The following is a 19,365-nucleotide window of genomic DNA, read 5'->3' as shown; positions in this document are numbered from 1 at the left end:
ATGGTCGTTACTGCTCGCTACCCACTGTCACTTTTGTATTCCACCAGTCTTCGCTGGCAGCTTTGGTCATTCTTATTGTCGGACGTTGCCCAAGGCGCATGTCGACCACCGCGACGTCGCGTTCCAAAAGGTCCTGCACCTCATTCACGGCCAGAACGCGTTCCAACGCGCGTACGGGGCGTTCGGTTGGCAACATGATGCGCTGGCCGCGGTCCATAACCAGGTCCCAGCGACGTTCACCAATCCGGACCAGCCCGCGCACACGACCGCCGAGGCTGCGGGCGGTTGTCAGCAATTCAAGCGCCTCACCTACGTGACCGTCTGCACCTTTGCCCGCGATCAGAGGTAAATTAGAGTGATCCTTGCGCGACGCGATGCGTTCCACATGCGCGCCGGTCTCATCCAGCAATTCGACCCCACGGCGCGTACGCCAGACGATGACGGGCTGACGCTCGACAACATCCACCTGCAGAATGCCGCCCGGGCGCACCCGTACCGTGGCGGATTTGACCGGATTCAGCCCGGTAATCGTGTCGCGGATTTGCTCAACATCCAGATCCCATGAGCTGACAGGGAAATCCAGCGGTACGACCTCACGAATATCCTCGGACAGGTTGGTCCCTGCCCCGTCAATGGCCATCAGATTGACCATGAACTCTGGCCGTTGCTGGATCGAAGTCTTGATGTCGATGACATAGGCCACTACCGCATCGCGACGCTCTTGCGAACCGAAATAGATGCCAACTGCGGCGCAAACGGCAAACACCGGCAGGCCAATCTTTAGGCTGCGCCGAACGCCCCGCGTCAGCATCCAGCGCTGCAGGCGGTAGCTGAGACGAGACGGGGCCGGGTCGAGGCGATCGCCCTTGCCACCAAACATACCACGCAGCCGCAATTTGGGTTCGGCTCCGGTATGTGCGCCGGATTCGAAATCAGCATCGGGACCGGTCAGTTGTTTGGGCCGGTGAACCACAGGCGCTCGGGTGGCTCTTAGCGGTCGCATGATGCGTCCTCCACCATCCAGGCGCATAGCTGCCCGAAACTCATCCCCAGATGTGCGGCCTGTTCAGGCACCAGGGACGTCGGCGTCATGCCGGGCTGAGTGTTGGTCTCGAGAAGGAAAAGCCCATCGGCACCCATACTGTCATCCCAGCGGAAATCCGTACGGCTTACGCCCTTGCATCCCAGCGCAGAATGAGCGCGCAATGCGTAGTCCATGCACAGGGCAAAAATTTCGGTCGGTACGTCAGCGGGCAAAACATGCCACGATCCGCCGGGCTTGTACTTGGCGTCATAATCGTACCAACCGCCATCGGTCATGATCTCGGTAACCGTTACGGCCTTGTCGTTCATCACCGTTACAGTCAACTCGCGTCCGGCAATGTATTTCTCGACCATAACCTGATCGGGCATTTCATGCGACAGCTGCGGAGGGCCATTAGACCCTTCATGCACGATGTAGATCCCAACGCTGGAGCCTTCGTTGTTGGGCTTGGCCACGTAAGGAGGCTCCATCACATGAACCTTAACTACCTCAATCTTTGGTACGATCACGCTGGCAACAACGGGTAGGCCTTCGGCCTCAAACACTTCTTTGCTGCGCTGCTTGTCCATCGCCAGCGCCGAGGCCAGAACACCAGAGTGCGTGTACGGAATGCGCATCCATTCCAGCAGACCCTGAACGCAGCCATCCTCACCCCAGCGGCCATGCAGGGCGTTGAACACAACGTCTGGTTTGATTTCCAAAAGGCGCGCATAGAGGTCAGGACCTGCGTCCAGCTCAACTACTTCAAAGCCTTCTCCCACAAGGGCGGCCGCGCATTCGCGCCCAGAGCTGAGAGACACCTCGCGTTCCTTCGAGGGTCCACCCATCAATACCGCCACTTTGGGGTTTGTCCTGCTCGACATACCCAACGTGCGCCTCAATGTCCCCGGACCTTATGTGGTGGTCCGTACTGCGTTTATCTCCTTGATCCGTCGCCTTAATTTGCCTGTTATGGTCTGACGGTCAGGGCTTTATTCTGTCAACGGATCACCGACCCGCATGATTTCCCACTCTAGCGTGATGCCGCTTGTTTCGTAAACCTTTTTTCGCACCTCTTCGCCCAGACCTTCGAGGTCCGCGGCAGAGGCATCACCGGTATTGATCAGGAAATTCGAGTGCTTTTCGCTCATCTGTGCTCCGCCGCGCGTCGCGCCGCGCATGCCCGCATCGTCAATGACCTTCCATGCCTTAAGGTCGTGTACATCATCCGCCCGCCCGGTCGAAGAAAACCCTGCCGGGTTGCGGAAGGTTGACCCGGCGCAACGGTCTTTGGTCGGCTGGGTTTCGTCGCGTTTTTGCAACTGCGCGGACATCCGGGCGTACAGCTCTTCCGGATCGCCGGATGGACCTTCGAAAGTGGCCGAGATTAGTACCGCGCCTTCGGGCAGATCGGACTGGCGATAACGAAAATTCAGGTCTTCCGGAGTCAGTTCCACAAGCTCTCCCTGCCGGGTGACAATGGTCGCCTTGCGCAGCACGTCTGCCGTGTAGCTGCCATAACACCCTGCGTTCATCCGCACCGCACCGCCGATTGAGCCCGGGATGGTGCGCAAAAAGGTCAGGTCCACACCCTCATCCGCAGCCTTGCGCGCCACATGCGCATCCAACGCGGCAGCTCCGGCGGTGACGATGTTTCCCTCAACCGAGATAGCATTGAACCCCCGCCCCAATCGGATCACAACTGCGCGCAAGCCGCCATCGCGAACGATCAGGTTTGACCCGACGCCCATGGGAAAGACCGAGACGTCGCCGGACAGATCACGGAGAAAATCCTGCAAATCCTCGGTGTCAGCAGGTTGAAACAAATAGTCAGCCGGGCCGCCAACACGCAGCCAAGTCAAGTCATTAAGAGCCCGTTTTTTCGAGAGTTTGCCGCGTGGCTTGGGAAGCAATTGATCCATGGTGCTCTGGTAATCTGCTTGAACGGTTTTGTCACCCAATTGCTTAGAATTGTTCTTCCACCGCGCCAGAACGCGGTGCAGTCCCCCGGTGACAAACCCAACGCATAAGGCGGCAATCAACGGAATGGAGACCGCAAGCACGTAGATCACAATCCAAGCGTCTATCGTTGCGGTTTGTTTATCGATAGATACTGGCTCGAAATGTATACGGGTAACAAAGCCGTAAAGTCCCGACGCAATCAAAAACAAAATCAAAATGAGTGGGCCGCGAAGTTTGCCTGCTTTCGTACGTAGATGCGAATACATCGCGACCATAACAGAAACTAAGGTAAGCCCGCAGAGAAACGCGAATATTCTGGGGTCCAATTCTATTCTCCGACCATACGCCGCACCCACCGCCCTAGATAGATCACAGGCCAACGCAGTACCGACATACCCGCCGCCAGAACGATCAGCCCGATCCACGGGCCGTTCTGCAAAGTGACGTAACCCAGTATTGGAATCCCCACAGCGATCAGGACATAAGCGCGGGTCCAATGGTTGTCCTTGCTGGGGATCATCGCCAGCAAATTTGCGGCGATCCCCCAAAGCGCGGCAAGGGCGATCGACCAGTTCATTCCTCGACCTCCTGCCCTGTCCAGCGACGCCAATAAAAACGAATGGGATTGCGGAACATGGATGCAAAGGCAGCAAAGGCCAGCACCGAGAAAAACCAGCCGAAGTCATGGCCCAGCCAGACGATCAGCGCGGGAGCGGAAACGAACAGCACAATGCCCGGCGGAAATTGCAGGCGCATTGGCAGCATGGCCACGATCGTTGAGGCCAAAACCCACAAGCCAGCAAAAAGCACTGAATATACCAACTGCCCCTCCGAGGACGATCATTGCTGCAACTGCAAAATCACACTTTAAAGTTGCAGTGCTAGAGAGTCCATTCCATCAAACGGCTTGTTTTTGTCGCAGCCTTTCAGGCAACCCATTGGCCCAGGCGCTAATTGTACCGGCGCCAAGGCAAACAACCATGTCACCGGGACGGGCCTGTTCGCGAACAAGGCGCTCCAGATCGTTTTCGTTCAGCAATGCACGCGCGTGGCGGTGACCGTGACGGATCAGGCCTTGCACCAGATCATCTCGGCTGGCTCCTTCGATCGGGTCCTCTCCGGCAGAGAAAACATCAGCGATGGCTACAACGTCCGCGTCATTGAAGCAGGTGCAGAAATCGTCAAACAGATTGGACAGGCGCGAGTACCGGTGCGGTTGGTGCACGGCGATCACGCGCCCATCGGTGGCCTGGCGCGCAGCTTTAAGAACGGCTGCAATCTCTACCGGATGGTGGCCGTAATCGTCAATAATGGTGACGCCATCGACCTCGCCGACCTTAGTGAAGCGGCGGTTGACGCCGCCAAAATTAGCCAGCGCATCACGGATTTCCGAGGCCTTCATACCCAGATGGCGGGCGACGGCCACTGCAGACAGCGCGTTTGAGACATTGTGGTCGCCGGGCATCGGCAATGTGCAGCCCTCGATCATCTTATCTTCGTACTGAAGGTGGATGTCGAAATGCGCCACGCCGCCCCTGTAGGTCAGGTTCAACGCACGAACATCAGCCTGCGCATTGAACCCATAGGTCCGGACCCGGCGGTCGGTGATACGTCCAACCAACGTCTGCACCTCTGCATGGTCCGTGCAGCACACAGCCAGACCGTAGAATGGCAGGTTCGAGACGAACTCGTAGAACCCTTCGCGCAGTTGGTCGAAGTCACCCCAATGCTCCATATGCTCGGGGTCGATATTCGTAACAATGGCAATGGTCGCGGGCAGTCGGTTGAACGAACCGTCGGATTCGTCGGCCTCGACCACCATCCATTCACCCTGCCCCATCCGTGCGTTCGAACCGTAGGCATGGATGATGCCGCCATTGATGACGGTCGGATCGAAATCGCCGGCCACCATCAGCTCGGCCATCATGGTGGTCGTGGTGGTCTTGCCGTGGGTTCCGGCAATGGCGATGTTGGATTTCAGGCGCATCAGCTCGGCCAGCATGTCGGCGCGACGAACAACCGGCAGGCCTTGCGCCCGGGCGCCGTCCAGCTCGGGGTTGCCAGGCTTGATCGCGGTCGACACCACAACAACGGCCGCGTTTTCAAGGTTTTCGGCACGCTGGCCGACAAATATCTCAGCCCCAAGGCTCGCCAGACGATCAGTGATCTTGGACGCCTTCAGGTCGGACCCCTGCACGCGGTAACCGAGGTTCAGCAAAACCTCGGCAATGCCCGACATCCCAATTCCGCCGATCCCCACAAAGTGAATCGACCCTACGTCTTGCGGCAGTTTGGTTGCAGGATTCATGTGGTCTCCTTCTGCGCCAGTTGTTCGACAAGGGCCGTCAGACGTTCAGTTGCGTCGGGGGCACCTGTCGAGAGGGCGGCATGGGCCATCTTTTGGGCGGCTTCGGGGTTGGTAAGAACGGCGGTGATTTGCTCTGTCAGCGAGGGAACGTCAAGTGCGTTTTCCGGGATCATAATCGCGCCGCCTGCCTGAACCAATCCTCGCGCGTTCGCAGTTTGATGGTCGCCTGCGGCTGCGGCGAACGGGATCAGGATCGATGGACGTCCGATGACCGAGATATCCGCCACGCTGGATGCGCCGGACCGGCTGATGACAAGTTGTGCATCCGACATGCGACGCGGAACGTCGTCAAAGAAAGGTTTGACCTCGGCCCGGATACCGTGTTCGGCATAGAACGCCGTAACGCGTTCCCCATCCTCGTCGCGGGCCTGATGTGCAACACGGATATGGCTGCGCAAGTCGTCAGGCAAGGCAGCAATCGCGCCAGGGACAATATCGCTGAGAATGCGCGCACCCTGACTGCCGCCCATAACCAGAATAGACATAGGATAGTCGCCCGGTGGGATGTAACCTGCGGCCTCGCGCTCAAGCACGGCGGCGCGGACCGGGTTTCCGGTGTGGATTCCATTGGCCCCTTCGGGCAGATCGGTTGGCCAGACACCACAGGCGACGTTGGCAACACGCGTGGCAAACAATTGGTTCACGCGCCCCAGAACCCCATTCTGTTCGTGGATCATGCGCGGAACTTTCAGCATCGTCGCGGCCCCCAAAGCCGGGATCGACGGGTATCCGCCAAAGCCCACGACAACGTCCGGTTTGTCCCGCATCATCTGGAACGCCATGCTGCTGACGCCGCCCGCAATCCTGGGGCCGACCAATGCCTTAGCGGCCAGCCCGCCGCGCGCGAAGGTGGCAGAGGCGACCTCGACAATCTCAACCGTTTGCGGAAAGGCGCCTGTGTAGCGCGCGCCACGCTCATCCGTGGACAGGCGCACGCGCCAGCCTTTATTCAGCATCGCTTCGGCCAGCGCCTGCGCCGGGAACATATGGCCCCCGGTGCCGCCAGCCGCAATCAACAGGTAAGGTTTCCCCATTATCCTCTTCCGCGCAGAATATCGCCAAGTTCGCCCTGTGGGCGGCTTCTGGTGAAGGCCAGCAGCATGCCAACAGCGATGCCACCTGCAATCAGCGACGACCCACCATAGCTGACAAAGGGCAGCGTCATGCCCTTGGCGGGCAGCAGGCGCACGGCCACACCCATGTTGATCATGGCCTGAACGCCAAACATGCAGGCCAGACCGGTCCCGGCCAGGCGGATGAACATATCGCGCTCGCGCATCAGCCGAAGCAGTGAGCGTACAACGATCAGTGAATACAGCGCGATGATGATCAGCACCAGGATCAGCCCGTATTCCTCGGCCGCAACGGCGATGATGAAATCCGTATGGGCATCGGGCAAGGACCATTTCACCTGCCCCTCACCCACGCCGACACCGAACAGACCGCCTTCGCGGATGGCGTTCGTGGCATAGCCAAGCTGGGTGGTCGGGTCGACCTCCTGGTTCAGGAAGCCATCAATACGGCGGGCAAAGTGTTCCGAATTCGAATAGGCGAACATACCCCCCAGGACAACGACGCCCGCCATGCCAACCAGCAGCAGCATCGGCGCGCCGGCCACAAAGTACATCACACCCCATCCAAACAGGATCAGGCAGGCCTGACCGAAGTCAGGTTGCAAAACCAGCATCGCCACAATTGCAATGCACAACGCAAATGACCACAACCGACCCGGAGGGCCGTTGATCTGTTGCGACGCAGCCAGCAGCCACGCGGCCACGACGACAAATCCGGGTTTCAGAAATTCCGACGGCTGCAAAGATGCAAAGCCCAGCGAGTACCAGCGCACTGCCCCTTTTCCGAAATCCGTTCCGAAGACGGGCAGAAAGGCCAGCGCCACAAACGAGGCAAGGAACCCAAGTACTGCCAAACGGCGCACCAGTGTCGGCGACATCATCGACGTCAGCAGCATCGCAATCAGCGCCAGTCCGCCGAACAGTGCCTGCCGTTCGACATAGTGGAACGGATCAAACCCGTTGCGCCCTGCCAGCGGTGGTGATGAGGCCAGCCCCAGCAACAATCCGATGACAAACAGGATCAGAACGCAGGACATCGTCCAGCGATCAATTGTCCGCCACCATTTCGGAAGAATCGGTTCTCCGCGCTGGTCCTGGACCGCGCCATACACCATCTCAGTCATGAGATACCGCCACTATCTGCCTCGTTAACGTCCCGTTTTTCAGGATCTGACTGAGAGTCTACAGGCATTTTTGCGTTTGGGCTAGCGGAATGACACGGCAACAGGGGAAATTGACACCTTCAAGCCGGTGATCCGACCCGGGCTTTCCCTTCCAAGATGTACGGATCACCTAGGTTACAAGATCGTAGTGCTTTATCGTTCTGGATTCGACCAACTCGGCCTCTGCCGGATCGATATGTGGACTTTGGTAATCGTCACCAACAAAAGCTACTAATGCGTCCAGGCTGCTCCAAATCATAACAAAACTGAACTCACGCGGTGAATCCGAACGCGGAGCACCCGGCAGGACCTGAACAATGCCTTCGGTGCTTTGCATCAAAGGGATCGCAGTCTCGTGGAAGAACTTTGAAAATTCCGCCTCTTTGCCCGGTCGAACTGTGACTTGGAAAATGCGCATGATCATTGAACCGCCCTCCTGTGCTGTGCATCAAGATGAGTTTTCTTTCCGCGAGCATTCTAACACATGATATCGCGGCCAAATTCGCAAAGGCCTCAGCGACCGCTTTAAATCCCTTTCCCAGAACTGGCAAAAAGGACAAGGACTCACCACCAAACAGACTTACACGACTTGTGTTTTCGTCTAGCCCTTGCCTTCCCTATTAATCCAAGCCATGCGCAGCACATGACTTATGACACGATCATCCTTGGTGCCGGTGCAGCCGGTATGATGTGCGCCGCCTATTGCGGCGGGCGCGTTTTGGTGATCGACCACGCCAAAGCTGCCGGAGAGAAAATCCGCATCTCAGGAGGTGGGCGCTGCAACTTCACCAATATGTACGCGGGACCGGGAAATTTCCTGTCGCAGAATCCGCATTTCTGCAAATCCGCGCTGGCGCGGTACACGCAGTGGGATTTCATTGATCTGGTCGACCGACACGGCATCGCGTGGCATGAGAAAACGCTGGGGCAACTGTTCTGCGACGGATCGTCAAAACAGATCATTCAGATGTTGCTGGATGAGATCGAGCGTGCCGGGGCCGAATTGTGGATTCGGACCGACGTAAAAGACCTGCGCAAGACCGATGGCGGATTTGCTGTGGACCTCGAACGTGAAGGGCAGCGGCTTAGCCTAAGCTGCACCAACCTCGTGCTGGCTACTGGCGGCAAGTCGATCCCCAAGATGGGCGCGACCGGGCTGGCCTATGAGATTGCGCGCCAGTTCGGATTAACGATAACCGAAACGCGGGCCGCGCTCGTGCCGTTTACGTTTTCGGATGGTAAATTCAAGGACCTGTCTGGCGTATCCCTACCCGCGCGGCTGTCGAATGACCGGACCAGCTTTGACGAGGCTCTGCTGTTCACCCATCGCGGGCTTAGTGGACCATCGGTTCTGCAGTTGTCTTCCTATTGGCGCGAAGGCGAGGCGGTCCGCGTAAACCTGATCCCGGATCTGCCGCTGTTAGATTTGCTGCGGGATCAGCGGCAAAGCGGCGGACGCAAGGCGCTGACCACGGAACTCGCGCGCCACCTGCCCGGGCGTCTGGTCGAGTACCTGAGCCATCATATCCCCATGCCAGGCAATCTGGCCGATCAGTCGGACACCGCGCTGTCCGAACTGATCGCAGCACTGTCCGACTGGCAGCTCACCCCCTCGGGCACCGAAGGGTATCGTACAGCCGAGGTGACGCTGGGCGGGATCGACACTGATAGCCTGTCGTCAAAAACGATGGAGGCCAGGGATGTCCCTGGCCTCTATGCGATTGGCGAAGCGGTGGATGTCACCGGTTGGCTGGGCGGCTACAACTTCCAATGGGCGTGGTCCTCGGGCCACGCCGCAGGAATTGCAATCGCCGGGCAGAGTTAGCCGACGACGTTGTAGCCACGTCCGCGCATGCAGTTGCGCACGATAACTTCTTTGTTCTGGTTTTTGTTAATCACGTCTGCGCCGGCGCCAACAAGCGCACCGGCAACTGCCGCACGGCCCAGATTGTCGCTGCTGTCCTGAACAATCCCGGTTACAGCCGCCGCACCTGCCGCGCCTATCGCTGCGTTTCCTGCGGTAGAGCCATCAACGCTGGCTTGTGATGCCGCCAGTTGTTGGCACTGCTGAAGGTCTACGTTGTAGTTCGGGCCGATCGGGCCGTCGACGATTGGTTGATAATTGGCACCTGTGTTGGTGCAGGCACCGGCAACGAGAATGGCAGGCAGGATCAGAGAAAACTTACGAAATGGCATAGTCATAACCTCGTGTTGAATTTGCAGGCAAGCAAAACCAATAATGATGGCGCGTCAAGCTGATAGCATCGCAGCTTGGCCCAACCGGCGGTCTATTGCAAATGGCTATTCCGGAAGCCGTTGCCTGACTTCCGCTACAAAATCCTCTCCGCGCTGCTCGAAATTGTCGTATTGGTCGAAACTGGCCGCGGCTGGCGCAAGCAGAACGGTCTCGCCGGGTTGGGCATCCTTCATGGCTTGCTCAACAGCCTCGGACATGGTGGTGCAAACCAGCGCATCGGCCTTAAGTTGCATGGCGAATTTCGCGGCCTCGCGACCAATGACATAAGCTTTGACCACCTGGTCTGCGGCTGCGTTCAGAGCGGCGACACCGCCTTCCTTCTCAAGCCCCCCACAGACCCAGCGGACCTTCCTGAAGGCGCTCAACGCCTTGAGAGCGCTGTCCACATTGGTGGCTTTTGAGTCATTCACATAAGTAATACCGCCTACCTCGGCGATGATCTGACTGCGATGCGGCAGGCCCGGATAGCTGTGCAGCGCGTCTTCGATCACGCGCGGTGCCAGCCCAAGCGCGCGACAGGCGGCATAGGCCGAACAGGCGTTTTGGTGGTTATGTGCGCCGGGAAGGCCCGTGATTCCGCGCAGGTCAATCGAGCCCGCTTGCCGTCCCTTGCGGTATTCCGACAAGAACCCTTTACGGGCAAACACCTGCCACCCGGGTCCCGTCAGCTTGCGCGCAACCGACACGCGGATGACGCGATCATCCGCGCGGCCTTCGGCAAGTTGACCGGCTAGAAACGCGCCCTCTTTCTCGTCAATGCCAATCACGGCGCGATCCGGGCCGCCTTCGGCAAACAACCGACGCTTGGCGGCAAAATAGCCCCCCATCCCACCGTGGCGGTCAAGATGGTCGGGCGACAGGTTGGTGAATACGGCCACGTCCGGGGTCAGGGCGCGGGCCAGTTCTGTTTGATAGCTGGACAACTCCAGCACAACGACCGAACCGTCGCCGCCCGGATCAATATCCAGCACCCCACGTCCGATATTACCCGCCAGCTGCGCCTCGCGCCCGGCTTCGGTCAGGATATGGTGGATCAAAGCCGCGGTGGTCGATTTTCCGTTCGACCCGGTCACTGCGATCACACGCGGCGGAGTGTCATAGTTGTTCCATTCAGGTCCTGCAAAGGATCGAAAAAACAAACCGATGTCGTTGTCGACCGGGACACCGGCCTCAAGCGCCGCAGCAACAACCGGGTTCGGTTCTGGGTAAAGATGAGGAATACCGGGAGAGACAATAAGCGCCGCGATGTCTTCAAAAGCGCCATGACGGCGCAGATCGACGCAGACGAACCCCTCGGCCTTGGCCTTTTCCTGGGCGGCAGGATTGTCATCCCAACACACAGGCTCAGCTTTGCCTGCCTGCAGGGCACGCGCCGTGGCCAGCCCCGACCGGCCTAGCCCCAGAACCGCAACCTTCTGCCCTGAAAACCCTTTGACCGGGATCATACTGCCCACCTTTTTTGACGTAAATTTAGCCGCCACACTGCACCGAAGAAATCACTGATGGCAAGGGTGGCAAAAGGCTCGCGCGTCAGCGCGAGCCGGGCCCAACAGGTGGCAGGCGGACCGCAGGTCCGCTGAACCTGGCGGGAGCTTTACCGGATCTTCAGCGTTGCCAGACCGATCATCGCCAGGATCAGCGAGATGATCCAGAACCGGATCACGATCGTCGGCTCAGCCCATCCCTTTTTCTCATAGTGATGATGGATCGGCGCCATCAGGAACACGCGCCGCCCGGTGCGTTTGAAGTACAGCACCTGGATGATCACGCTCAACGCTTCGACCACGAACAAACCGCCGACGACTGCCAGCACCAGCTCATGTTTGGTGGCCACCGCAATGGCACCCAAAGCACCGCCTAACGCAAGCGACCCGGTGTCGCCCATGAACACCGCAGCCGGAGGTGCGTTGTACCAAAGGAACCCAAGGCCCGCGCCAAACAAAGCCGAGGTAAAAATGAAAATCTCACCGGTTCCCGGCACGTAATGAACGTCCAGATATTCGGTAAAGTCGACCCGTCCCACGGCGTAGGCAATCACGCCTAGCGTCGAGGCCGCGATCATCGCCGGCATGATGGCCAGACCATCCAGACCATCGGTCAGGTTCACCGCATTGGCCGCGCCAACGATTACGATGATTGAGAAGGGAATGTAGAATATGCCTAGATTGATCAGTGTATCCTTGAAAATCGGCAAAGCCAGCTGGTTTTGCAGCGCCTCGGGATGATGCAGCGTAGCCCAGGCCGAGGCCAAAACTGCGATTATCACCCCTAGCGCCATACGCATTTTGCCCGAAACGCCCTTAGTGTTCTGCTTCGATACCTTTGCATAGTCATCTGCAAACCCGATCGCCGCATAGGCCAGTGTTACAAATAAGACCATCCAGACGTAAGGGTTGTCCCACCGAGCCCAGACCAGGGTCGATGTCACCAGCGCGCCTACGATCAAAAGCCCGCCCATTGTCGGTGTGCCCGCCTTCGAAAAATGCCCCTCTGGGCCGTCATCCCGAATAGGTTGGCCTTTGCCCTGTTTTTTGCGCAGTACATTGATCAGCGGTTTCCCGAAAAGAAAACCAAAGATCAACGCAGTCAAAAAGGCGCCGCCAGCGCGGAACGTGATGTATCGGAAGAGGTTAAAAAAATCCCCTCCGTCCGACAGGGCGGTCAACCAATAGAGCATTACAAAACCTTTCTCACACTGAGGTCGCGGGCGCGGTCATCAATCAAGCGCGCCCCCTTGCCCCATTTTACGCAAACCGTCAACAATCTGTGCCAATGCCATGCTCAGCGATCCCTTGGCCAACACAGTGTCACCGGTCTGAACAAGCTCTGACATATGCACGGCCATCTCGGTGCTGGTCTCGAACCAAAGCCCGCGTTTGTCCGCCGAAAGTGCATCGTGCAGCGCCTTCATCAGCGGACCAACGCAATGCACTTTGTCCACGCGTTGCATGGCCGAAACATCCGCCATCGCCGCATGCATGGCAATTTCCTCCGGCCCCAACTCCTTCATATCCCCAAGAAAAGCGATACGACGCTGACCTTGCGCGGCGGCCAGAACGTCCAGTGCGGCCTCCATCGACGTCGGGTTAGCGTTATAGCTGTCATCCAGCAATTCGATCCGACCGCCATCGGTCAAAGCGATCTGTTCGCGCACCCCGCGCCCCTTGACCGGCGACCATCCGCTGAGACCTGCAATGGCTTGATCCAGATCGACGCCCATTTCGACACATGCAGCCAATGCCCCCAGTGCGTTCATGGCGAAATGCGTGCCGGCTGACTGCACGTCAAACGCAAACGGGCGCCCTGCGACTGTTGCCTTTGCATGAACCGAGTCAGCCTCTTGGATTACATCGGTCAATGTGTAGTCGGAGCCATTGCGGCCGAAATCCACCGTTTTCGCGCCTAAATCTCGCGCACAGTCGCGCAGGATGTCCACATGCTCGATATCTGCGTTCAGGATGGCCGCACCGTCCTCCGTCAGACCGTCAAAAATTGCGGCCTTCTCATGTGCAATACCGGCCACCGATTCAAACGCTTCGAGGTGTACTGCCGCCACAGTCGTGACCAGCGCCACATGCGGGCGGGCTTGCTGCGCCAGCGGCGAAATCTCTCCGGGGTGGTTCATACCGATTTCGATCACAGCAAACTCAGTATCGCGCGGCATCCGCGCCAATGTCAGGGGAACCCCCCAATGATTGTTGTAGCTGGCAACGCTGGCATGGGTTTTCCCCTGCGTTTCCAATATGGTGGCCAGCATTTCCTTGGTTGACGTCTTGCCAACGCTGCCTGTGACGCCCAGCACACGCGCTTCGGTTCGGGCACGACCCGCCCGACCCAGCGCTTCCAGCCCGGTCTGGACATCTTCGACCACCAACAAGGGCGCGTCTTCAGCCACGCCTTCGGGAATGCGGGATACCAAAGCCGCACCTGCGCCTTTCTCCAAAGCTTGCGCTACAAAATCATGCCCGTCCCGCGCAGCCTTTAGCGCAACGAAAAGATCGCCGGGCTGGATGGTGCGCGTGTCGATCGACACACCATTGACCGCCCAATCCGAAGTGACGCGTCCACCGGTTGCCTCGGCGGCCTCGGCTGCAGTCCACAATGTCATGCCACCCTCCCGTCCAGTGCGGCCACGCTGATGCTGGCCTGTTCGACATCATCAAATGGCAGAACCTGATCGCCAACGATCTGGCCGGTTTCATGCCCTTTGCCCGCAATCAAAAGCGCATCCCCGGGTTGCAGCGCGTCTATCCCGCGCAAGATGGCCTCGGCCCGATCGCCGACCTCGGCGGCCTCAGGCGCCCCACCCATCACGGCGGCGCGTATCGTGGCCGGATCTTCACTGCGCGGGTTGTCGTCGGTGACGAAAACAACATCTGCGTGGTTGGCGGCGGCTTGCCCCATCAGCGGGCGCTTGGTCGCGTCGCGATCACCACCCGCGCCGACAATAGCTATCAGGCGGCCCATCACATGCGGGCGCAGTGCCTTGAGCGCGGTCGCCACTGCGTCAGGTGTATGAGCGTAATCTACAAAAACCGCTGCCCCATTCTCTCGCGTCGCGGCCAGCTGCATGCGTCCACGAACCGTCGTGAGATGCGGCAGGGTTTCGAAAACGTGTTCAGGCTCTTCCCCTGCAGCAATAACCAAACCGCAGGCCAACAAGATATTTTCAGCCTGAAAACCGCCGATCAGATTCAAACGGGTTTGGAATATCTTGCCCTGCCAAGAGAACCGCAGGTCCTGACCTGTTGCGTCAAACCGCTGATTCATCAGGCACAGGTCTGCTTCCCCAAGCCCAACGGTCAAAACCTTCTGCCCCCGGTCTTTGGCAATCCGGAGGACCTGAGCCCCCTTGGGATCGCTCATGTTGACGACAACGGTGCCGTCTTGCGGCAGGACCCGATCAAACAGACCTGCCTTGGCGTTGAAATACGCTTCGAACGTTTCGTGGTAGTCCAGATGGTCCTGAGTGAAGTTCGAAAACCCCGCTGCAGCCAGCTGTACCCCATCCAAGCGACGCTGTTCCAACCCGTGCGAGGATGCCTCCATCGCAGCATGAGTCACTCCGTTCTCTGCAGCCTTGGACAGGCAACGATGCAAAGTGATTGGTTCGGGCGTTGTATGGGCTAGTGGTGCGGTCCATGCGCCCTCGACCCCTGTCGTCCCGAGGTTCACCGCGGCGTGACCAAGTTCAGTCCAGATCTGGCGAACAAATGTCGCGACCGAGGTTTTGCCATTGGTGCCGGTAACCGCAACGATGGTCTTAGGCTGCGCTCCGAACCACAGCGCGGCGCACCCGGCCAACGCCTGACGCGGGTCCTCGACCACGATCAGCGCCGCATCTGATGCGGCCAGTTCGTCGGTTGCGATCTCTGCCCCTTCAGCATCCGTCAGGATGGCCGCGGCCCCCATACGCAAAGCGTATTGAATGAACTCACCGCCATGAACACGTGTACCGGGAAGTGCCGCAAAGAGGAAACCGTCTTTGACTTCGCGGCTGTCGACCGCCAGCCCTGTGACATCAGGATTGGTGCCACCTCGGGCGGTCAGGGCCAGTTGGCTCAGTTTCTTTGTCCTTGCGCCCATGACCCACCTCGTTTGGACAGCCTAATTTGAGGTCAGCGTTATAGCAGCGCCGGCCTCAGGCTCAACCCGAGGACGCAGGCCCAGCAACGGTGCGATGCGCCCGATCAATTCTGCGGCCACGGGAACCGCTGTCCAGCCTGCCGTACGGCGCTTTTCGCCATAAGCAAGGATGGATGGTTCGTCCAACGTTACGATCAGGACGTATTTTGGGTCATAGGCGGGAAAGAACGTCGCAAAGGTCGCAATCACCTTGTCGTCGTAATAACCACCACGCGGCTTGGGCTTATCCGCGGTGCCGGTCTTACCGGCCACATCATAGCCTGCCACATCGCCAAAACTGGCGGTGCCATCTGTTACCACCCGGCGCAACATGTTCTGCGCCTGTTTCGCGGCGTTGTCGGACATTACCCGAGGACCGTATTGCGGCCCATTTTTGCGCAGGATGGTCGGGCTGACGTAATGCCCGCCATTGGCAATCGCCGCGTAGCCCGCAGCCAGATGCATCGGGCTGGTCGACAGGCCATGACCATACGAGATGGTAACCGTGCTCAGTTCGCCCCATTTCTTGGGCTTCAGCGGCTCACCACCCTTGGCTTCGACGATTTCGAACGGGGTCGGATCGAACATACCAAGCGATTCCAGGAAATTCTGCTGGCGCTGCGCGCCGATCTGCAACGCCAGCCGCCCGGTGCCTCGGTTCGAGCTGTGGACGATCACATCCGCGACGCTGATCTTGCCATAGTTCTTGCCGTTGAATTCACCAATCGGGAAACGGCCGATCTTCATTGGCCCAGAGGTATCGATTATCGTGTTCGAATTCACCAAACCCAACTGAACCGCCTGCGCGGCGGTGAAAATCTTAAACACGGACCCCAGTTCGTAAACGCCCTGTACATAGCGATTAAACAGCGGACTGTCGGAGGGGTCGAACCCCGAGGTCGGCGGGCGCGGACGATCATTGGGATCGAAGGACGGCAATGAGGCCGCCGAGATCACCTCGCCCGTATGCGCGTTCATCAGAACCGCCGACGCCCCCTTGGCGTTCATGATCTTCATGCCGCCATATAGCACCTGCTCAACCGCGGCCTGAACGGTCAGGTCTAGCGAGAGCTGTAGCGGCTTAGTCCCATTCGCGGGATCACGCAGGTAGTCGTCGAATTGCTTTTCAACACCGGCCACACCGATCACTTCGGCCGCGCTGACGCCTTCGCGCCCAAAGCTTGATCCGCCCAAGATATGCGCCGCCAGACGGCCATTCGGGTACAACCGCATCTCACGCGGGCCGAACAGAATGCCCGGGTCACCGATATCGTGCACGGCTTGTTTCTGCTCGGGCGAGATACGCTTTTTGATCCACAGGAACTTGCGGTTGCCGGTGAAGTCCTTGACCAGGCGTTCTTTTTCCAGATCTGGGAAAATCGCGACAAGTTGATCAGCAGCAGCAATCGGGTCGATCATCAGCGGCGGCTGCGCATATACAGAATAAGTATCCAGATTGGTCGCAAGAATGCGTCCTTCCCGGTCGACGATGTTGGCCCGCTGCATCGCAATGGCTGCACCCGGGGCCGAGGCCACAGGTTCTTGCGCTTCGGACGTGGCCAACATGCCCATCCGGACGCCTACGACCGAAAAGGCGCAGAAAAAGAACAGACCCAGCACCAGCAGGCGGCCTTCAGCACGGGTGCGGCTGCGGTCTTTCATATCTTCGTGACGCTTGCGGATATTTTCGCGCTCGATGGCTTTGGGATTCTCGCCTCGCGAACGCGCGTCAAGGATTCGGGCCAGAGGGCGCAGTGGCGTGCGGGTCATGGGATCTGCACCTCACCCAACGCCTGAATGTTCGTGATGGCCTGCAGCTCGATCGGATCGACGATCGGCAGGTCAGGATCTTCCGCAAAGGCAATCTGATCGGCGCGACCGAACTGCTCGGCCCGCAGGGGCAAAAGGCCCAGCCGTTCAAAGTTCAGATCAGCAAGCTCACGCAACCTGTCGGGGCGGTTCAGATAGGCCCATTCGGCGTTCAAAACCGCCAGCTTCACCTGCGCCATACCAATTTCGCGCTGCAGCTTCTGCGTTTCCTTCACCACCTGCTGCGTGCGATAGTTTTCCTGATACGCCCACAGCGCCAGTCCAAACACGGACAGAGCAGTCAACACATACAAAACACTCTTCATTTTGCTCTTCCCCCTAGTTGCGGCATACCAACGGCGCGGGCATCAATTTCCCCCGACGGCGCATCCGTTCGAATTGCAACGCGCAGCTTTGCCGAGCGTGAACGCGGATTTTCCTGCAGCTCCTGATCATCCGGCCCCACGGCTTTACGAGTCTTGAGCGTGAACTGCGGCAGCTCCTGTTCAATCTCGGGCGCATAGCGATTGGCCCGGCCCGTCTTGCCCGCACGAGACTGAAAGAACCGTTTGACCATCCGGTCTTCGATCGAATGAAACGTTACGACTGCCAGTTGCCCGCCCGGCTTCAACGCACGTTCCGCAGCCATCAGTCCTTGATACAGCTCTTCATATTCAGCATTCACTGCGATCCGCAGACCCTGAAAACTCCGCGTTGCAGGGTGGGACTGCCCGGGCTTGGGTCGCGGCAAACAGGATTCGATGATCTGGACGAGGCGCAGAGTCGTTGTAATCGGCTCTTCCGCACGCGCTTTGGCGATGGCCTTGGCAATGCGGCGGCTGGCACGTTCCTCGCCATAATGATACAGGATATCGGCAAGTTGTTCCTCGGTCGCGGTGTTGACCAAATCAGCCGCGCTTTCGCCTTCCTGACTCATTCGCATGTCGAGCGGGCCGTCTTTCATGAAAGAAAAGCCGCGTTCCGCCAGATCCAGCTGCATCGACGACACGCCCAGATCCAGAACGACACCATCCAGATCCTGTGCGTATTCGTCCATGCGTGAGAATACACCTTGCTGCATCACAAGCCGGTCGCCATAATCTCCGACCCAATCCGCCGCCATTTCAAACGCCAACGGATCACGGTCCACGCCGATGACTTTCTCTGCGCCGGCGTCCAGCAGGCCCTTTGTATATCCGCCTGCGCCAAACGTTCCATCCAGCCAGACGCCCGACACGGGAGCCACAGCAGCCAGCAATGGACGCAGTAGAACGGGAATATGAGGTTTGTCGGAAGGGGTTTCAGCGCCGGCCATGCCGTTACGCATCCCCGGTGCCGTCAAGGAACTCCAAAGGATCGAAATCCTCGGGCTGTTCGTCCAACCACTCTTCGGCCGCAGCGAGTTCTTCGGATTCATAAGTTTCCGGCTTCCAAATCTGGAACGTGTCACCCGCGGCGATAAAGAATGCCTCACCTTCAAGGCCAATCTTGTTACGCAGCTTTGCCGGCAGCACCAGTCGGCCGGTTTCATCCACTGTGGTCGGAAAGGACTGACCATGGAACATGCGCTGCAACATCTTCCGCTGCATCGATCCGCGCGGCAGCGCGTCGATCTTGGCATCGACCTCTTCGATCGCCTGCATGGTATAGCATTCCAGGAATTTGCGGCGGTGGTCGCCGTAGACAATTACAAGCTCAGGAGTGTCGCCGGGCTGCCAGTTCGGGTCCGAGGCCTCAAGCACACGGCGAAACGAGGCCGGGATCGATACCCTGCCCTTCGTGTCCACCTTATGGTGGCTTTCACCTCTAAACCTGCGCGCCAAGACGACTGTCCCTTCCGCTTGCGCCCCACTTAAAATTCACTCCCCCAGATGAAAAACGGCGGGTTGATCTGCTGCCACTGATCAACCCGCCGCATTGACCCGCTGTGCGGGATGTCCAGCTGCGCGCGCCACCTGGGGGGATGTCTGCTCGCCCGCGCGCCGGATCTCTTGATTGATGAAAGCGAGATGCCTGTATGAAACCTGATTTTTGTTGTTTCGGGGTCGTTTGGTGCCCCATGTGCCTCGTCCTCATCGGATGAA

At 58.7% G+C, this 19,365-nt stretch carries 19 protein-coding genes; 1 reads left to right on the top strand and 18 read right to left on the bottom strand.

Annotation, left to right across the window (positions count from 1 at the left end; translation table 11 throughout):
- Nucleotides 1–7: 7 nt before the first annotated feature.
- The 9 genes from AC2FI8_RS06845 to AC2FI8_RS06805 form a co-directional block, all read right to left on the bottom strand.
- Nucleotides 8–1,003 (bottom strand): cell division protein FtsQ/DivIB, encoded by a 996-nt coding sequence (locus tag AC2FI8_RS06845; protein WP_496778055.1) that lies wholly within the window; start codon nucleotides 1,001–1,003, stop codon nucleotides 8–10.
- The gene (locus AC2FI8_RS06840) at nucleotides 991–1,914 is read right to left on the bottom strand and encodes a D-alanine--D-alanine ligase (RefSeq protein ID WP_496734171.1); all 924 of its coding nucleotides are present in this window, start codon (nucleotides 1,912–1,914) and stop codon (nucleotides 991–993) included. The genes AC2FI8_RS06845 and AC2FI8_RS06840 overlap by 13 nt, the downstream gene beginning before the upstream one ends.
- A gap of 102 nt (nucleotides 1,915–2,016) precedes the next feature.
- Nucleotides 2,017–2,946 (bottom strand): UDP-N-acetylmuramate dehydrogenase, encoded by a 930-nt coding sequence (gene murB, locus AC2FI8_RS06835; RefSeq protein ID WP_496768108.1) that lies wholly within the window; start codon nucleotides 2,944–2,946, stop codon nucleotides 2,017–2,019.
- A gap of 368 nt (nucleotides 2,947–3,314) precedes the next feature.
- On the bottom strand, nucleotides 3,315–3,563 hold the full coding sequence (locus AC2FI8_RS06830) for a DUF2484 family protein (protein WP_496778052.1): 249 nt from the start codon (nucleotides 3,561–3,563) through the stop codon (nucleotides 3,315–3,317).
- Nucleotides 3,560–3,796 (bottom strand): DUF2484 family protein, encoded by a 237-nt coding sequence (locus AC2FI8_RS06825; RefSeq protein ID WP_496778168.1) that lies wholly within the window; start codon nucleotides 3,794–3,796, stop codon nucleotides 3,560–3,562. The genes AC2FI8_RS06830 and AC2FI8_RS06825 overlap by 4 nt, the downstream gene beginning before the upstream one ends.
- A gap of 88 nt (nucleotides 3,797–3,884) precedes the next feature.
- Complete coding sequence (gene murC, locus AC2FI8_RS06820) at nucleotides 3,885–5,294, bottom strand: UDP-N-acetylmuramate--L-alanine ligase (protein ID WP_496778050.1); 1,410 nt, start codon at nucleotides 5,292–5,294, stop codon at nucleotides 3,885–3,887.
- Nucleotides 5,291–6,388: a UDP-N-acetylglucosamine--N-acetylmuramyl-(pentapeptide) pyrophosphoryl-undecaprenol N-acetylglucosamine transferase gene (locus tag AC2FI8_RS06815; RefSeq protein WP_496767964.1), complete on the bottom strand. Its 1,098-nt coding sequence runs from the start codon at nucleotides 6,386–6,388 to the stop codon at nucleotides 5,291–5,293. The genes murC and AC2FI8_RS06815 overlap by 4 nt, the downstream gene beginning before the upstream one ends.
- Nucleotides 6,388–7,551 (bottom strand): putative lipid II flippase FtsW, encoded by a 1,164-nt coding sequence (gene ftsW / locus AC2FI8_RS06810; RefSeq protein ID WP_058279575.1) that lies wholly within the window; start codon nucleotides 7,549–7,551, stop codon nucleotides 6,388–6,390. The genes AC2FI8_RS06815 and ftsW overlap by 1 nt, the downstream gene beginning before the upstream one ends.
- A 169-nt stretch (nucleotides 7,552–7,720) precedes the next feature.
- Nucleotides 7,721–8,014 carry an antibiotic biosynthesis monooxygenase family protein gene (locus tag AC2FI8_RS06805; RefSeq protein ID WP_496767962.1) on the bottom strand — a complete coding sequence of 98 codons (294 nt, stop codon included), beginning with the start codon at nucleotides 8,012–8,014 and terminating at the stop codon, nucleotides 7,721–7,723.
- Between the two features lie 219 nt (nucleotides 8,015–8,233).
- Between AC2FI8_RS06805 and AC2FI8_RS06800 the strand changes: the two genes are divergently transcribed.
- Nucleotides 8,234–9,415 carry a BaiN/RdsA family NAD(P)/FAD-dependent oxidoreductase gene (locus tag AC2FI8_RS06800; protein WP_496767960.1) on the top strand — a complete coding sequence of 394 codons (1,182 nt, stop codon included), beginning with the start codon at nucleotides 8,234–8,236 and terminating at the stop codon, nucleotides 9,413–9,415.
- Here AC2FI8_RS06800 and AC2FI8_RS06795 read toward each other — a convergent pair.
- The 9 genes from AC2FI8_RS06795 to mraZ form a co-directional block, all read right to left on the bottom strand.
- Nucleotides 9,412–9,786, bottom strand: coding sequence for a glycine zipper family protein (locus tag AC2FI8_RS06795; RefSeq protein ID WP_233493524.1), 375 nt, complete (start codon nucleotides 9,784–9,786; stop codon nucleotides 9,412–9,414). The two genes, AC2FI8_RS06800 and AC2FI8_RS06795, sit on opposite strands and share 4 nt — an antisense overlap.
- Nucleotides 9,787–9,891: 105 nt before the next feature.
- The gene (murD, locus tag AC2FI8_RS06790; protein WP_496778048.1) at nucleotides 9,892–11,292 is read right to left on the bottom strand and encodes a UDP-N-acetylmuramoyl-L-alanine--D-glutamate ligase; all 1,401 of its coding nucleotides are present in this window, start codon (nucleotides 11,290–11,292) and stop codon (nucleotides 9,892–9,894) included.
- Nucleotides 11,293–11,441: 149 nt separating this feature from the next.
- On the bottom strand, nucleotides 11,442–12,524 hold the full coding sequence (gene mraY / locus AC2FI8_RS06785) for a phospho-N-acetylmuramoyl-pentapeptide-transferase (protein WP_108859445.1): 1,083 nt from the start codon (nucleotides 12,522–12,524) through the stop codon (nucleotides 11,442–11,444).
- Nucleotides 12,525–12,563: 39 nt separating this feature from the next.
- Complete coding sequence (locus AC2FI8_RS06780; protein WP_496767956.1) at nucleotides 12,564–13,955, bottom strand: UDP-N-acetylmuramoyl-tripeptide--D-alanyl-D-alanine ligase; 1,392 nt, start codon at nucleotides 13,953–13,955, stop codon at nucleotides 12,564–12,566.
- Entirely contained in the window at nucleotides 13,952–15,433 is a 1,482-nt protein-coding gene (locus tag AC2FI8_RS06775) for a UDP-N-acetylmuramoyl-L-alanyl-D-glutamate--2,6-diaminopimelate ligase (RefSeq protein WP_496778046.1), read from the bottom strand. The genes AC2FI8_RS06780 and AC2FI8_RS06775 overlap by 4 nt, the downstream gene beginning before the upstream one ends.
- Nucleotides 15,434–15,454: 21 nt before the next feature.
- Nucleotides 15,455–17,242 (bottom strand): peptidoglycan D,D-transpeptidase FtsI family protein, encoded by a 1,788-nt coding sequence (locus tag AC2FI8_RS06770; RefSeq protein WP_496724381.1) that lies wholly within the window; start codon nucleotides 17,240–17,242, stop codon nucleotides 15,455–15,457.
- Complete coding sequence (ftsL, locus tag AC2FI8_RS06765; protein ID WP_496738043.1) at nucleotides 17,239–17,607, bottom strand: cell division protein FtsL; 369 nt, start codon at nucleotides 17,605–17,607, stop codon at nucleotides 17,239–17,241. Before ftsL ends, AC2FI8_RS06770 begins: the two co-directional genes overlap by 4 nt.
- Nucleotides 17,604–18,596 (bottom strand): 16S rRNA (cytosine(1402)-N(4))-methyltransferase RsmH, encoded by a 993-nt coding sequence (gene rsmH / locus AC2FI8_RS06760; RefSeq protein ID WP_496738044.1) that lies wholly within the window; start codon nucleotides 18,594–18,596, stop codon nucleotides 17,604–17,606. The genes ftsL and rsmH overlap by 4 nt, the downstream gene beginning before the upstream one ends.
- Nucleotides 18,597–18,600: 4 nt before the next feature.
- Nucleotides 18,601–19,104: a division/cell wall cluster transcriptional repressor MraZ gene (mraZ, locus tag AC2FI8_RS06755; RefSeq protein ID WP_496724377.1), complete on the bottom strand. Its 504-nt coding sequence runs from the start codon at nucleotides 19,102–19,104 to the stop codon at nucleotides 18,601–18,603.
- Nucleotides 19,105–19,365 lie beyond the last annotated feature (261 nt).

The organism is Ruegeria sp. CDSB029, assembly GCF_059611125.1.
This window is presented reverse-complemented; position numbering and strand designations above follow the sequence as displayed.